Source organism: Natronosalvus sp. KLKA75 (genome assembly GCF_059736265.1).
The window spans coordinates 2083083-2095822 of sequence record NZ_CM185522.1 but is presented as its reverse complement, the minus strand read 5'-3'; the positions used below and the strand labels follow the sequence as shown (position 1 = coordinate 2095822).

The window sequence follows — 12740 nt, the reverse complement described above, 5'->3', positions numbered from 1 at the left end:
CGTTCGGGGACTATCCCGTTCGAAGATAAGTTACTCCGTTTTACCGCCTCCGCGCCGGGCGTTCACGACGGACCGGTCGAACGTACAACATACATCGTTAACTGATACCGTGCCCAACGCCAGCGCATTACGATGTCGACTTCATCTCGTCTACGTGGAGAAGTAATCGGACGATACACGGTGATGGGACTCGGTCTTCTGTACGTCCTGGTCGGCGCCGCGTACTTCGTCACGGTGGTGTCCGAAGGAATGTCGCTCGGGTCCGCGTTCGTCGTCTTCTCGTTTATCGCCGGGTCGGGCCTCGTCGTCTTCGTCGGCGGGTATCGCCTCCCGACGTCGTCCGTCGACCGTCGATTCTACTCGTCCGTCGCGCGCTGGTCGCTTCTCGGAATCGGTGGAATGATCGGTATTCTGGGGGTCTATCACGCACAACCAGACATGGCGCTCGAAGACCCTCAGCGGTCGCTCGCCGTTCTCACCGCGTTGAGTTGCGTCGCCGGGTTCGGCGTCGGAACCTACGCCGCCCGGGCCAAAACCAGCGCCCTCGAACTCGAGCGACGGAATCGGGCCCTCGAGCGAGTCCAGGACCAACTCGAAGAGACGAACGAACAGCTCGAGCGATCGAACGAGCGACTCGAGCAGTTCGCGTACGTCGCCTCACACGACCTCCAGGAACCGCTTCGAATGGTCACCAGTTACCTTCAGTTGATCGAGCGTCGCTACGCCGACGAACTCGACGAGGATGGCGAGGAGTTCATCGAGTACGCCGTCGACGGCGCCGAGCGAATGCGAGCGATGATCGACGGCCTCCTCGAGTACTCGCGCGTCGAGACGCAGCGGGAACCGTTCGAACCGGTCGACCTGGACGACGTCTTCGCTGACGTTCGCAAAAACCTCGAGCTCAAGCTTCGAGAGCGCGACGCCGATCTCGAGGTAGACGACCTCCCCCGCGTCGAGGGCGATCCGAGCCAGCTTCGTCAGCTCTTCCAGAACCTCGTCTCGAACGCGATCGAATACAGCGGCGACGAACCGCCGGTCGTCGACGTGACGGCCAAACGGAACGGCGACCGCTGGCTCGTCTCGGTTCGTGACGAGGGGGTCGGGATCGATCCGGACGAGACGGAACGTATCTTCGAAATTTTCCAGCGGCTTCACAGCGAAGACGAGGTCTCGGGAACCGGGATCGGCCTCGCGGTCTGTAAGCGAATCGCGGAGCGCCACGACGGCGACATCCGGGTCGATTCCGAGCCTGGGGAGGGCTCGACGTTTTCGGTTACGCTTCCGGCAGCGGGCGGCGACGCGTGAGTATCGGGCGACGGAGTGCCTGCTCGAGCCGTTATCTTTGCCGGCCGCGGTACGAAAGAGGTTCATAGACCGATGGCATTTCTGGCAAAACGAAGGGAATCAGACCGCGTCCGTTTCGTCGGTGGAGAGAGTAGCCGATTCTGAGGTACTTTCGTCGGTGGATTCATCGGATTCCACCGATGACCCGGGATGCGTCGCCGCCAGCACGTTCTGAACGTAGCGCATCCCGGTGGCGATTCCCATCACGCTGTCCATCAACGATTGCTGAGTCGCCTCACCAGGATAGATCCGGTGCTCTAACTGGAGCACCTCGGCGTTCCGAAGCTCACACGCACGGTCCTCCTCGTCGAGGAACGTGTAGAACCCGGGCGTCGCAGCAAGCACCGGCCCGATCTGGGTCAGTAGGTCCGTACGCGACTCCTCCTCGCGGATGAGTCGCTTTGCCCGTTCGGTGTCGAACGCGCTACGCCCGACGACCCGAATCGGACCCCGCTTATCCTCCTGGATGAGGTGTATCGGCAGGCGCGAGAGGGTCACCTGCAGGTTGAACTCCGTTTCCTCCTGAGAGTGAGGCGTAACGTCCTGGATGGCGTTCTCGTCGAGCCACCACCTAACCTGCTCGACGCTCACGTGGGTCGTCATGCCTCGACTCCGGCCTCGAGCCAAAAAAGGACTGACCTGGCAGGAGCCGACTTTTCGACTTCGAGAACGTACGGACTGACCGAAACTCGGGCTCCCCGGAAAGATTGCATTCGATGACAGTTGTAGTCGCGGGTTTCCTACTGCTTCGAGAATACTCGCTCGCACCGATCGAGGTTCCCACCGGGGCCTGTGGCTCGTCCACCTTCGAATGCGAGGTGTTCGGCGAGGTAGCTGTCGGACTCGAGAACGGTGAAATCAGCGTCCTTCCACGATTAAACGGTGTGCGGAGAGTCGTCGCAGTACGCCTGCCAGAGCGACAGTAGCCGGGAAAGTCGGATCAGGCTAACCACCCTGTACACCAGTGAGGAGACGCACAGCTCGGGGGCGTTAATAGTGGGCACCGTACAAATGGTAATATGCCCGGGGAGGGCTTTCTAACCCAAGGGTTCAGAACCCTTATTGCCTCTGCAACCGAATGACTACCATGCCGACGGTCGACTACGAAGCGAAGGTCGAAAGCGTGTTCGAGATGGTCGCCGAATCCGACGCCATCCATCCCGAGAACGCCGCCTTACTCCGAGCGTACCGCCGCGACAAGGAACTCAACGGGATGAGCGCGGCCACACAACAGCGGAATCTCTCATACCTGAAAATCGTCGCCGAACACGTCGGAGAAACTCGGTTCGAGGATATGGACACCGAGGACGTGAAAACGCTAATTGAGTGGATTCACGACCGGGACCTGGCTGATGCGACCGTCGAGACCTACAAGAAGGTCATACGACAGTTTTGGACATGGATGAATGATGGCGACGCGCCCGAGGAAGTCGCCTGGCTCACTATCTCGTCCGACGCCTCCAGCGGGACCTTGCCGCAGGATCTCTTAACCAAGCACGACATCGAGGACCAGATCGCCGCCGCGAAAAACCCCCGCGACAAGGCGTTCATCGCGATACTGTACGAGACCGGGGCGCGCATTGGCGAACTCATCGATCTGACGATCGGAGACATCGAGGACCGTAAGCACGGGAAGAAAATCACCATCAACGGAAAAACCGGTGCCCGCCGACTCCCACTCGTAGAGTCAGTCCCGTATCTCAACAAGTGGCTGAACGCGCACCCGAACCCGCAGAAGAACGCCCCACTGTGGTGCAAGATTCAGCAGGGCGACCCGGACGATCAGCTTGGCTACAACTACCTTCGGCAGAAGGTGCTCGGGAAGAACATGGAGCGGGCGGGCATCGACAAACCCTCGAACCCCCACCACTACCGTCACTCGCGGGCTTCGTATCTTGCCAACGAGATGACAGAAGCCCAGCTCTGTGAATGGTTCGGCTGGGTTCAGGGCTCTGACGTACCGGCCCGATACGTCCATCTGAGTGGCCGTGACATCGACAACACGTACGACGCGTTACACGGGCTCTACGAACCCGACGAAGACGAGGAGGAAACCAATGTCGTCGAATGTCCTCGGTGCGAGGAGCTGAACGTACCCAGCGCTGCGTTCTGTATGCGGTGTGGATTCGCACTTGACCGAGACGTGGCTAAAGAGATTGACCAAACGGAGACCGATCTCGCTGAAACAGCCACGAACGAGGACACGGCCCTGGCGCTCCGTCTCGTACAGGCGTTGGAGGGGCAGCACGAGGAAATTGAGGGTGTCCTCGATGCCATTGAAGCAAAATAGCGACGAGTGGGGTGAAAGCTGTAGCCGACCATTTTCTTCCGTCACGTGAAAATCAGAGTGTCTTGAGTGCTGCCTCAATCAGGTCGTCGGGGAACGTACTGAACGGGTGATGTTCCGGTGCGTAATCGAATAAGTAATAACTCAGCGCCTTCCCATACGCGGTCAACTCCCATCCATTTCGATCGCCCTCGAAGAGGGGGCGATCCTCCCACACGTCGCCGAACTCTCGATCTCGGGCACCAGCCAAATCCCTTGCCAGCGCCGTGACGGCACTCGAATCGTCGGGTACGCCGATCTTATCAGCTGCTTTTCGTGAAGATAGAGCGCCATCGTGTTCGAAGACGGCTCGGACCACCTCGACTGCATGCGCGTCGTGCCAACGCTGGTTCTCGAGACGGGTGCCGTCGTGATCCAATAGTTGCCGGAGTTGTTCCCGTTCAACGAGGCGATGCTCCTTGATGACCTCGATGACTCGTTCCTTCGTTACGTACGCGTCGAAATCGAGTCCGGCGTTACACTCTCGTATAAATGCTCGCCATTGTCCGAACGAGCCAGGTGTGCCCGAGTCAACTACTGAATCAACGAGATACCAACCCGCTCGTTCCATGATTACAGCGGGATCAACGCTGCTGTCGGCCTGTAGGTGATCTGCAAGAGGATCGTGTGTCCACTCCTGGAGTTCGTCCGCCTCTACCATTCTTTCGATTCGGACGCGGAGCGTCTGAGGTGTGATGTCCCAGTCGAGTGATTTCATCGTCGCCTCTATGCCCTGTTCAGCTTGGTGATCTTCATGGATGGCCTGCTGATTCTGATATTCAAGTCGTTCGATTAGGTCATCCATGCGGTTGGCTCGGCCGCCGTAAAGGCTGCTACCAGATGGCCCCCTCAGGTAGAAGGCATCGGTAATTCCCCAGAGAACGTCGTGGTAGACCTCGTCATCGGCCGTCAGCTCAGATGGGACCAGATGCTTGAGCATCGTTCCGATCCGTCGGCCCAACGCCACGCGCGCAGCTCGCTGCTGTTCGATGGATGTTCCGGTCGGCTCGTCCGTAAAATCGACTGTCTCGACGTTTTCGAGGAGTTTCTTCCAATAGTCAAGTCCAAACTCCTCGCGAAGATAATCACCTTTCGCCAGGATGTTAATGTCTGTGTAGAGCGCCTCGATTCGGGTAGGGAGGAGGCCGGCCTTTGTGTGAATATTGCGACGGAGCGTCCCCGGGTGGTACTTGCTGGTGGATGAACCTTCCAATGCGAACTCACGCTCGTAATCCGTTAACCTATGCACATCCTTGGGGCCTCGAGGATCTCGGTCGCCATTGGAGTCGTCGCTGGAAACCATATTTAAAGCAGTTCTAAATTATTCTCATAGATACTTAGCTCTATCCATCAGTGCGTAGCCATACGTAGCGGTTATGAGAACAACTCAGCGGGTATACGCCCGAGGCAAAGTTACGATTCCGGCGCAGATTCGGTCGGAACTCGAAATCGAAGACGGCGATCTGATCGAACTGGAAATCCGTACAATCGACGCTCAGGAGGTGTCTGCCAGCGATGGCTCGATGTAACCTCGACGACGAGGCACTACTGCTCGTTGCTCGGCACGGGAGCGGTCCAATCGAACGTGCTTTAGCCGCCGTACGGCTGGCGAAACGACGAGGACGAGAAGACGAGCTACGTCGAATCATCGAAGATGTGGCGAACGACGACCACTTCGAGAGGTCGCCATGAAAGATTGCGAACCCCAAACGGTTACCCCCGGGTATTGTCCTGGCGTCCGTCGGGAGGTCGATCTGAGAATGGGAATCGATGACTTCCCTACAGGGACGGCGATCCCCCTCCCACGATACGAAGGGACGGTGTCGTGGGTCTTCGAGTCGAACACCGACAGCAATGATCGGGATTCTGGAGGTGATTGTCGTGGCGAGTAACGACCTTGCCCTTGGAGCACGCGTCGTCGATCGCGAGGCCCTGTCTCCTGTCCGATCCGAGGCAGTCGTCGTCGCTCTCCACGATACGCCAGCCGACCACTACCCGATCGACACCTTCGGGGCCACTGTTGCGGACGTCAACCCCAGTTATGCGCCTGATGAATCAGTCGCGACTGTCGCGCTCGTCGCCGACCTCGAGACGTATGCACCCGATTGGTCCTCGGTTCCGATCCACAACCTTGCTGCCCAATTACAAATGTTGAATGTTGACCTCTACACTTGCCCCGTGGAACGACTCGCTCCTGTTGGAGGTGCTTGAGATGAGTGACGATGACTCGACGCTCGAGACCGCCCGGCTAATGGAGGCCGTCACCGAGGACAGCACCCTCACACCTGTGGAAAAGGAGACGTCGATTCATTTCGCGAAACACGACGAGGAAGCTCGCATGTTCACCGCCGAAGCTGGGCTTATGCGCCGGCTCCTCGCACACTCAGAAGCTGACGTAAAATCGCTCACTGTCCTCGACGGGGACGCGCACAAAACAGTTTCGCCGGAGGAGTATCGAGATGGCTCGATCGTCGGCATCACCGCTGATCTCCCCGTGGGGGTGCTCCAGGTGAAGCTGACGCCCCGTGCGAGCTCGTACCACGCTGAGATCATCACCGACCGCGTACTCACGAATCGTGAGGGCGAGGGCCCGTCCCATGATCGGTGATCGTCCGCCTCGGCCAACGTCTCTTTCGATCCAACCAACGTCGTTTCCCGACCAGCTGATCGAACGCGAACAGTGGGTCGCATGGCGGTACACGTTCGATACTGATCGCGACGAGTGGACGAAGGTGCCGATCAACGCGATGACCGGCCGATTCGCCAAGTCGACTGACCCCAACACGTGGACGTCGTTCGACGACGCGCTCGAGTACCACCGACGCGACGACACCGACACGGACGGGCTCGGGTTCGTCGTCTCAGACGACGACCTGCTCGTCGGGATTGATCTCGACGATTGTCGCGACCCGGACACCGGCACCTTTGCGTCGTGGGCCAACGAGTTGCTCGAGGACGTCCCGACCTACGCCGAGGTGTCGCCGAGCGGGACCGGCGCCCGACTGTTCGGGCTCGGGTTCGTTCCCGACGGTGGGACGCGAGCCGACGTCGACAGCGCCGACGGACACCTCGAGATGTACGAAACCGATCGATATCTCACCGTGACCGGCCACAAGATCGACGGCTCGCCCGACGACGTCGAGCAGGTGAACGACGCAATCGCCGACGTTCACGCTCAGTATATCGCCGACGACGAACCAGACCGGAACTCGACGGAAATGGGTGACAACGGTGGTGTAGAAGAGCATTCTCCGGAGTCACACCCATGGGGTGACGGTCACGAAACGGAGTCGCTCACCGACGACGACCTGCTCGACCGTGCTCGAACCGCCGAGAACGGCGACAAGTTCGATCGCCTATGGCGCGGGAATACCACCGGATACGGAAGTCACAGCGAGGCAGACCTCGCACTCTGTGGGCTGCTCGCGTATTGGGCTGGCGGCGATCGTGGCCGAATCGACCGACTCTTTCGACAGTCGGGTCTCTATCGTGAGAAGTGGGATCGCGACGACTACCGCGAACGAACGATCAAGAAGGCGGTCGAAGGTCAAACTGACTTCTACGAACCCGGTTCAGGCCGATCGCCGTCCATGACCGACGACCTCGGCCTTCCGGTGCCGGAGGCCTTCGATGTTCAGTACGGTGGATACTACAAGTACCACCCGCCGCGAGACGGTGACGGTGATGGCTACTACGAGCGTGTGACGAACTTCCAGCTCGAGGTGCTGGCCCGGCTCGCCCACGATGATGGCCGCCGGGAGTACCACCTTCGCGTTCACCCGAGCGACGGCGAGCCCTATTTCGTCGACGTCGAACCGTCGTCGTTCAATGAGCTGCGAACCTTCCGTCGCGACGTCCTCGAAGGGTGGTCTGTAACCTTCGTCGGCGGGCAGAAAAGACTCAACCAGTTGAAGGAATTCGTCGCTGGCCAAGAGGCGCCGATCCGCCGCGGGACGAAACAGATCGGACTCCACGGTGACGAATTCGTGACGCCGGCGGGATCGCTCACGGCCGACGGATGGGCCGACGAGCCCGGCGTCATCTACACCGACGACAGCTCCCAATTGATTCCCCTGTGGCAGCTCACGCCCGAGACGGCCGACCCTGACGATGTAGATCGTGACGCCGTCGCCGACATACTCAACCTACTCCCACGAACCCGCGACCCCACGCGATTCCTCCCGGTGCTAGGGTGGTTCTACGCCGCTCCCCTTCGCCCGTTGATCCAGGAGTGGGAAGGCGAGTTCAACTTGTTGAACGTCCTCGGGGACACCGGCGCCGGAAAGACCGCCACCCTCGAAACCATGTGGCGGCTGTTCGGCATGGACGGCGAACTACTCACCGCCGAGTCAACGCCGTTCACGATGCTCACCGCGCTCGCGTCGACGAACGCGCTCCCTGTCGTGTTCGACGAGTACAAACCGGCCGACATGAATCCGAACCGGAAGGACAAGCTCCACCGGTATCTTCGGACGTCGACGAAAGGCGGAATCGAATCGAAGGGGAACGCCGACCGAACCACCGACAACTACCACCTCCACGCCCCGGTGTGTCTCGCTGGCGAGCAGCCGATTCAGGGACCGGCCGAAGAACGCCGAGCGATCATGACGACGTTCACCCGGTCGGTCGTCGTCGGTGACACCCCACAGAGTCGGGCGTTCGCTCGGCTCGTCGGTGGGAAGGACGGCGACGAGTACCACGACGGCCTCCCATTCGAAGATCACGCGCTCGCGTACTACACGTGGCTTCTCGAGCAGGACACCGACGAGCTTCGCGACCTGTGGCGAGAGTCTCGCGAACGTGTGACCGAACTACTTGACGGGCGGGAGGTCGACGCCGACGTGCTTGACGATATGGTGGCCCAAGGTTTCCAGACCGTTCGATTCGGGTGTACGATCTACCGCGTGTTCGCGGCCGACCTTGGAGTTGATCCCGACACGACGCCCGTCACGCCCGCCGCTGTCGACGACGCGATCCTATACGTCGCGGGCGAGGGTGGTGGCGCCGATCACGTCTCACACCTCGATCGATTCGTCGGCCTGCTCGGGCGGGCAGCGTCGGCCGACTACCTCGCTCTCGGCGAACACTACACTGTCGTCGATGACGGCGTGAACGGCACCCGCGAACTCCGGGTGAAGCTCCCGACGGCATTCGACCAGGTTCGACGGTACGCTCGCGATCACGACGTACAGGGCGAGGACTTACTCGACACCGTAAACGACTACCGGGCGCGGCTTCGCGATAACGCCGACCGTCTCGACGGCTACGTGACCACGACATCGCAGAACACCCGACTCAACGAGTCGACGCAAACCCGCTGTATCGGGATCGATGTCGCGATCGCCGACGAGACGGTCGACGAGTTCGAACTCGGGATGTTCATCGACGACGACGGCGACAGTCCAGCCCGGCGAGACCGAGACTGTGATTACCCCACCATCGATGATCTCAGGCCGGGGTACGTCACCTTCGAGGCAACCATCGAGTCGGTCCTCGATCCCAAGCCGTGGCTCCAAGGCGAAGGGACGCTTCGCGACCGCTCCGGGGTCGTCGACTATGTGATTCGCAGCGGTTCGGGCGACGTCCCGCGACTCGAGGAGGGCGACCGCTACCGACTCGAGAACGCCCGCGTCACGACCAGTGAGGACGACGTGAGAGTCGTCGAGATACGCCCTGGAGCGACCACCGTCAAACCGGTAACGCAACAGACTGGGCTCGAACGCGATCGCGACGGGGAGGTGGATTATGATGGTGACCGCGGCGACGATCGCGATGGAGATGAAACCGACGTCGATGCCGATCCCAGCGCTGGGACCGACGACCCAGGCGCCGAGGGGCAGGCCGCCGACCTCGTGCCCCCGTCGGGTGAGTACGTTGGTGTGCAAGCGAACGTGATGGACACGCTACGACGCAACAGCGGTGAGGTATCGATCGCCCAGCTCGCAGGGGCGATCGGGAACGGCGACACCTCTCCCCACGATGTCCGCAACGCTGTCGGCCGACTCGAGTCGAAAGGTCGTGTAACGACCGACGATGTCGACGGCCGAACAATGGTCCGACTGTGACCCCTTAATACCGGTCTTGTTGAGGCCCTTAACCGGTAATAGGTTTCAGCAGCCGTGCTGAATACAGGGCGCGACTATAGCATGATATTCTGGTCAATTTGCGAGGGCGGTGACTGCTCAATATAGGAGAACTACTGATCGCCCTCAACTGGGACTAAATCGTGATGACGAAACGAGAGAGGGATTTCTTCGTTGGTTTCTACGTTACAAAGCGTATATGAGTATGCATCTGTGGCTCGCCCGGTTTCCTCGCCAAGACTGTCTACAAGAATTTCAACGATTTCACATATGGTACCATGATACCGATCATCAGGGTCGTCAGGGCCGAGATAAATCTGGACGTTATCTCCGACAGAGTACGGATCATTCGACGGTTGGGGGATGTTTTCCATTGTGCGACCTTTGGACTTACCAGCCGTATCAGTCCATCGCTATGTTAGCATATCCACTGAGCGCCTAGTTCAGCCTGACCTGGATGAAAGTAATCTCCTGGGATCGTTTCTATGACAGACTCTACTTTGAGCTATCGCAGTTCCCTACATTCAAGGTTCAGCCTCTGAGAGGAAGTCCCAGTATCGCTCTTTCAATTCGAGACCGATTACCCTCGCCGCCGGTTTTAAACTCCACGAATACCCTCCATGAGGGAGTCTTTTCGGGTTGGAACCAGCGAGATGGACAAACGGCTCCGTTCGACAGCATGACGAGCGCGACCGACTCCTGACTGGGGCGAATCTCACCATCTACATATGATCGCCCCTGGTGCCTCCAGATCGATTCCACCAGCGGTCCATGCCTCAAGCCGCGTCTGGTGAGTCTCCTCAAGCACAGGGTCGACGTGGCGCCACCGCGCCCGGCATCGGAGCCCGCAGAACTCGCGCATTCGATCGTTCGCCTGGCCGAACCCGAGCGACTCTCGAGCACGGCCAATCTCGTCCTGGGGCACCAGCGAAAGGGCCCGTCCGCAAGCGAAACACGTTGACGACGCCGTCATGAGCGTGTCACCCCTGAGGTCTGACCCTCGAAGATGGGGCCTTGGAACACCTCAACACCGTCATACCGGCGATTGCGTACCAGATGACCGCCTTCGCGGCAGGCGTCACATCGGAAGTGCTCGAGCACGCGGTGCGCGTTGAGGCCGTCCGCGCGGACGAACCGAACGGCGCCGCCGCACGCCCGGCAGTTCCGGGGGATCGCGTCGGTCATCATGCCCACCCGCCGCGGCGCTCGAGTACCCGTTCTCTCGCGGCGTCGAGCCCGGCCTCGTGTTCGATCTCGAGGCGGGCGTCGACGGCTTCCGCCTCGGCGTCGATTGCGGGCGCCATCCGCTCGAGGTCGCGGGCCGCCCGGAGGTCACGGGCGAACACGGGCTCGCCGTCAACGTGCTGGCCGTGCTGGGGGCAGACGTCGTCCTCCAGGCCCGCGGGAACGGGGAGGCGCCCCGTCGCCGTGAGCGCGGCATAGTAGTGCTTGCACCCCCGGTCGTCGCCGCGGCACTCGTTCTTCGCGTCCGGGCAGGTGCATCGGTCGGCGGGCTCGTCGGCCAGGACGTCCACCTGGTACTCCCGCCCCGAGACGCTCACGATGCGGTACTCGCCGTCAGCGAGGTGGCGGTAGACCGGGCGCCCCAGAACCGACATCTCCTGGGTGACACCACGGTAGCGGCGCGCGGTCACGTTGTGGTCGTCGGCTTTACGGTGGTCGCGGGCGTAGGTCGCGTTGGTCGTTGACATGGCTTGAACACCTGAAAACGGCCAGTCCGGGCGTTCCAGCGCCCGGGCGTTTCGACGCCCCGAGGGGACTGTCCGTCCTCATCTATACCTACAACGGAATAGATCATAAAGAGCTTTCACGACGCTCCAGACTATCGCCTTCGGTGATAGACCGTTAACGGCCTTGCCGTTGAAGGCAAGGATTAAAGCCGTTGTTGGCATAGACTGGACACGACAGCAATGACCCGTCCCTACCGAGTCGAGGCCGAGGACTGCCTGGCCGCGTTCATCGAGCGCGAGGATAGCGCCGAGCCGCTGGGCTCGTCCGAGGTCGCCGACCACGCGGGGATCGCGCGGCGGACCGCGCACAAGAAGCTTGAGGAGCTCGTCGATCGCGGGGTGCTCGCCTCGAAAAAGGTTGGTGGACGCTCGCGAGTATGGTGGGTACCCGACGACCTCGGGGTCGACCTCCGCCAGCTCGTTGCGAGCACCGACGATCCCGACGTCGACCCACCAGCCCGGTGACCGATCCCGATCGTCGTGAGAGCCCCCAGGAGGCCGCTGGGGATGCTGACACCGAACCCGACCCCAAAACCCGCCGGGTGGGGACGAGACGCCAGGAAGCGAACGTGCGGCCCTGGAGGACGTCGCTGACCAATTCTCGTCGACCGTTACCCTCGAGGAGGGGATCGCCGCGGTCTTCGCTGCCCGTGAGTTCCTTGAGGTCGGAGGGCAGTCTTTCCTGTTCTACTCCCCATCTCGATCTCGAGTCCGCGTCCTCTGGCCTGCGTTGGTCGCTGGCCAGTCCTTGCGCCGGAACTCGCCTGGATGGTCGGTGTTGACGTGCTCGGCGAGCTCGGCAGCGCCGCCAGTGGAGAACGAGCAGTCCGGTGACGGGCAGACGAACGATCGTGGTGGCATCGCTCTACGTTTCGCTCTGTTCGTCATTGAGTCCTCCGCTCCGTCTTCGACAGGATCTCGATATCGGGATCGCGACTCGCCTCGTCGATCCGGTCGAGTGCGTGGCGCTCACAGTAGTACTCTACGCGCTGGTTCTGTCGATGGTGGAGTTTGACGTTGAACCAGTGGTCGTGCCACTCCTCACATTGGGCGTATTTCATACGCCCGCGTTCGCGACGCTGGATAGATATACTCCGCCTACGACCGAAAGTGGAGAAGAACAGGCAACGGGCTGAATCCATTCGAAAACACCCAATTTTAGTTTTGTTGAACCCCTCAAGTGGTGACCGGTTTCTGAGAGCATGCTGAATACAAAGCGCATACTCATCAGATCAG

At 60.6% G+C, this 12740-nt stretch carries 14 protein-coding genes; 7 read left to right on the top strand and 7 right to left on the bottom strand.

What is annotated here, in order from left to right:
* Positions 1-183: 183 nt before the first annotated feature.
* Positions 184-1305 (top strand): sensor histidine kinase, encoded by a 1122-nt coding sequence (locus AC6I65_RS10060; protein WP_497901775.1) that lies wholly within the window; start codon positions 184-186, stop codon positions 1303-1305.
* Between the two features lie 99 nt (positions 1306-1404).
* Here AC6I65_RS10060 and AC6I65_RS10055 read toward each other — a convergent pair whose 3' ends face one another.
* Entirely contained in the window at positions 1405-1947 is a 543-nt protein-coding gene (locus tag AC6I65_RS10055; RefSeq protein ID WP_497901774.1) for a type III secretion system chaperone family protein, read from the bottom strand.
* Positions 1948-2431: 484 nt separating this feature from the next.
* Here AC6I65_RS10055 and AC6I65_RS10050 point away from each other — a divergent pair, with 484 nt between their 5' ends.
* Positions 2432-3634, top strand: a complete 1203-nt coding sequence (locus AC6I65_RS10050) for a tyrosine-type recombinase/integrase (protein WP_497901773.1) — start codon at positions 2432-2434, stop codon at positions 3632-3634.
* Positions 3635-3686: 52 nt separating this feature from the next.
* Here the strand turns inward: AC6I65_RS10050 and AC6I65_RS10045 are convergent, their stop codons facing one another.
* Entirely contained in the window at positions 3687-4973 is a 1287-nt protein-coding gene (locus AC6I65_RS10045; protein WP_497901772.1) for a hypothetical protein, read from the bottom strand.
* 73 nt (positions 4974-5046) lie between these two features.
* On the opposite strand from AC6I65_RS10045, the gene AC6I65_RS10040 reads away from it, so the two are divergent.
* From AC6I65_RS10040 to AC6I65_RS10025, 4 genes are all read left to right on the top strand, one after another.
* Positions 5047-5199 carry an AbrB/MazE/SpoVT family DNA-binding domain-containing protein gene (locus AC6I65_RS10040; RefSeq protein ID WP_497901771.1) on the top strand — a complete coding sequence of 51 codons (153 nt, stop codon included), beginning with the start codon at positions 5047-5049 and terminating at the stop codon, positions 5197-5199.
* 352 nt (positions 5200-5551) lie between these two features.
* Complete coding sequence (locus AC6I65_RS10035; protein ID WP_497901770.1) at positions 5552-5881, top strand: hypothetical protein; 330 nt, start codon at positions 5552-5554, stop codon at positions 5879-5881.
* Between the two features lies 1 nt (position 5882).
* Positions 5883-6278 carry a hypothetical protein gene (locus AC6I65_RS10030; RefSeq protein WP_497901769.1) on the top strand — a complete coding sequence of 132 codons (396 nt, stop codon included), beginning with the start codon at positions 5883-5885 and terminating at the stop codon, positions 6276-6278.
* Positions 6268-9735 (top strand): phage NrS-1 polymerase family protein, encoded by a 3468-nt coding sequence (locus AC6I65_RS10025; RefSeq protein ID WP_497901768.1) that lies wholly within the window; start codon positions 6268-6270, stop codon positions 9733-9735. Before AC6I65_RS10030 ends, AC6I65_RS10025 begins: the two co-directional genes overlap by 11 nt.
* 131 nt (positions 9736-9866) lie before the next feature.
* Here the strand turns inward: AC6I65_RS10025 and AC6I65_RS10020 are convergent, their stop codons facing one another.
* From AC6I65_RS10020 to AC6I65_RS10010, 3 genes are all read right to left on the bottom strand, one after another.
* The gene (locus AC6I65_RS10020; RefSeq protein ID WP_497901767.1) at positions 9867-10127 is read right to left on the bottom strand and encodes a DUF8139 family protein; all 261 of its coding nucleotides are present in this window, start codon (positions 10125-10127) and stop codon (positions 9867-9869) included.
* A gap of 595 nt (positions 10128-10722) precedes the next feature.
* Complete coding sequence (locus AC6I65_RS10015; protein ID WP_497901766.1) at positions 10723-10938, bottom strand: hypothetical protein; 216 nt, start codon at positions 10936-10938, stop codon at positions 10723-10725.
* Positions 10938-11465 (bottom strand): hypothetical protein, encoded by a 528-nt coding sequence (locus tag AC6I65_RS10010; protein WP_497901765.1) that lies wholly within the window; start codon positions 11463-11465, stop codon positions 10938-10940. The genes AC6I65_RS10015 and AC6I65_RS10010 overlap by 1 nt, the downstream gene beginning before the upstream one ends.
* Positions 11466-11684: 219 nt before the next feature.
* On the opposite strand from AC6I65_RS10010, the gene AC6I65_RS10005 reads away from it, so the two are divergent.
* Positions 11685-11969, top strand: a complete 285-nt coding sequence (locus tag AC6I65_RS10005) for an HTH domain-containing protein (protein ID WP_497901764.1) — start codon at positions 11685-11687, stop codon at positions 11967-11969.
* A 222-nt stretch (positions 11970-12191) separates the two neighbouring features.
* Here the strand turns inward: AC6I65_RS10005 and AC6I65_RS10000 are convergent, their stop codons facing one another.
* Both AC6I65_RS10000 and AC6I65_RS09995 read right to left on the bottom strand, forming a co-directional pair.
* Positions 12192-12392 carry a hypothetical protein gene (locus tag AC6I65_RS10000; protein WP_497901763.1) on the bottom strand — a complete coding sequence of 67 codons (201 nt, stop codon included), beginning with the start codon at positions 12390-12392 and terminating at the stop codon, positions 12192-12194.
* Complete coding sequence (locus tag AC6I65_RS09995; protein ID WP_497901762.1) at positions 12389-12565, bottom strand: hypothetical protein; 177 nt, start codon at positions 12563-12565, stop codon at positions 12389-12391. The genes AC6I65_RS10000 and AC6I65_RS09995 overlap by 4 nt, the downstream gene beginning before the upstream one ends.
* Positions 12566-12740: the final 175 nt, after the last annotated feature.

Excerpts from the sequence above, each read along its gene's own strand:
- AC6I65_RS10055 (WP_497901774.1), bottom strand. The coding sequence starts at position 1,947 with ATGACGACCCACGTGAGCGTCGAGCAGGTTAGGTGGTGGCTCGACGAG.
- AC6I65_RS10045 (WP_497901772.1), bottom strand. The coding sequence starts at position 4,973 with ATGGTTTCCAGCGACGACTCCAATGGCGACCGAGATCCTCGAGGCCCC.
- AC6I65_RS10040 (WP_497901771.1), top strand. The coding sequence starts at position 5,047 with ATGAGAACAACTCAGCGGGTATACGCCCGAGGCAAAGTTACGATTCCG.
- AC6I65_RS10000 (WP_497901763.1), bottom strand. The coding sequence starts at position 12,392 with ATGACGAACAGAGCGAAACGTAGAGCGATGCCACCACGATCGTTCGTC.
- AC6I65_RS10060 (WP_497901775.1), top strand. The coding sequence starts at position 184 with ATGGGACTCGGTCTTCTGTACGTCCTGGTCGGCGCCGCGTACTTCGTC.
- AC6I65_RS10050 (WP_497901773.1), top strand. The coding sequence starts at position 2,432 with ATGCCGACGGTCGACTACGAAGCGAAGGTCGAAAGCGTGTTCGAGATG.
- AC6I65_RS09995 (WP_497901762.1), bottom strand. The coding sequence starts at position 12,565 with ATGAAATACGCCCAATGTGAGGAGTGGCACGACCACTGGTTCAACGTC.
- AC6I65_RS10025 (WP_497901768.1), top strand. The coding sequence starts at position 6,268 with ATGATCGGTGATCGTCCGCCTCGGCCAACGTCTCTTTCGATCCAACCA.
- AC6I65_RS10030 (WP_497901769.1), top strand. The coding sequence starts at position 5,883 with ATGAGTGACGATGACTCGACGCTCGAGACCGCCCGGCTAATGGAGGCC.
- AC6I65_RS10005 (WP_497901764.1), top strand. The coding sequence starts at position 11,685 with ATGACCCGTCCCTACCGAGTCGAGGCCGAGGACTGCCTGGCCGCGTTC.
- AC6I65_RS10010 (WP_497901765.1), bottom strand. The coding sequence starts at position 11,465 with ATGTCAACGACCAACGCGACCTACGCCCGCGACCACCGTAAAGCCGAC.
- AC6I65_RS10015 (WP_497901766.1), bottom strand. The coding sequence starts at position 10,938 with ATGACCGACGCGATCCCCCGGAACTGCCGGGCGTGCGGCGGCGCCGTT.
- AC6I65_RS10020 (WP_497901767.1), bottom strand. The coding sequence starts at position 10,127 with ATGGAAAACATCCCCCAACCGTCGAATGATCCGTACTCTGTCGGAGAT.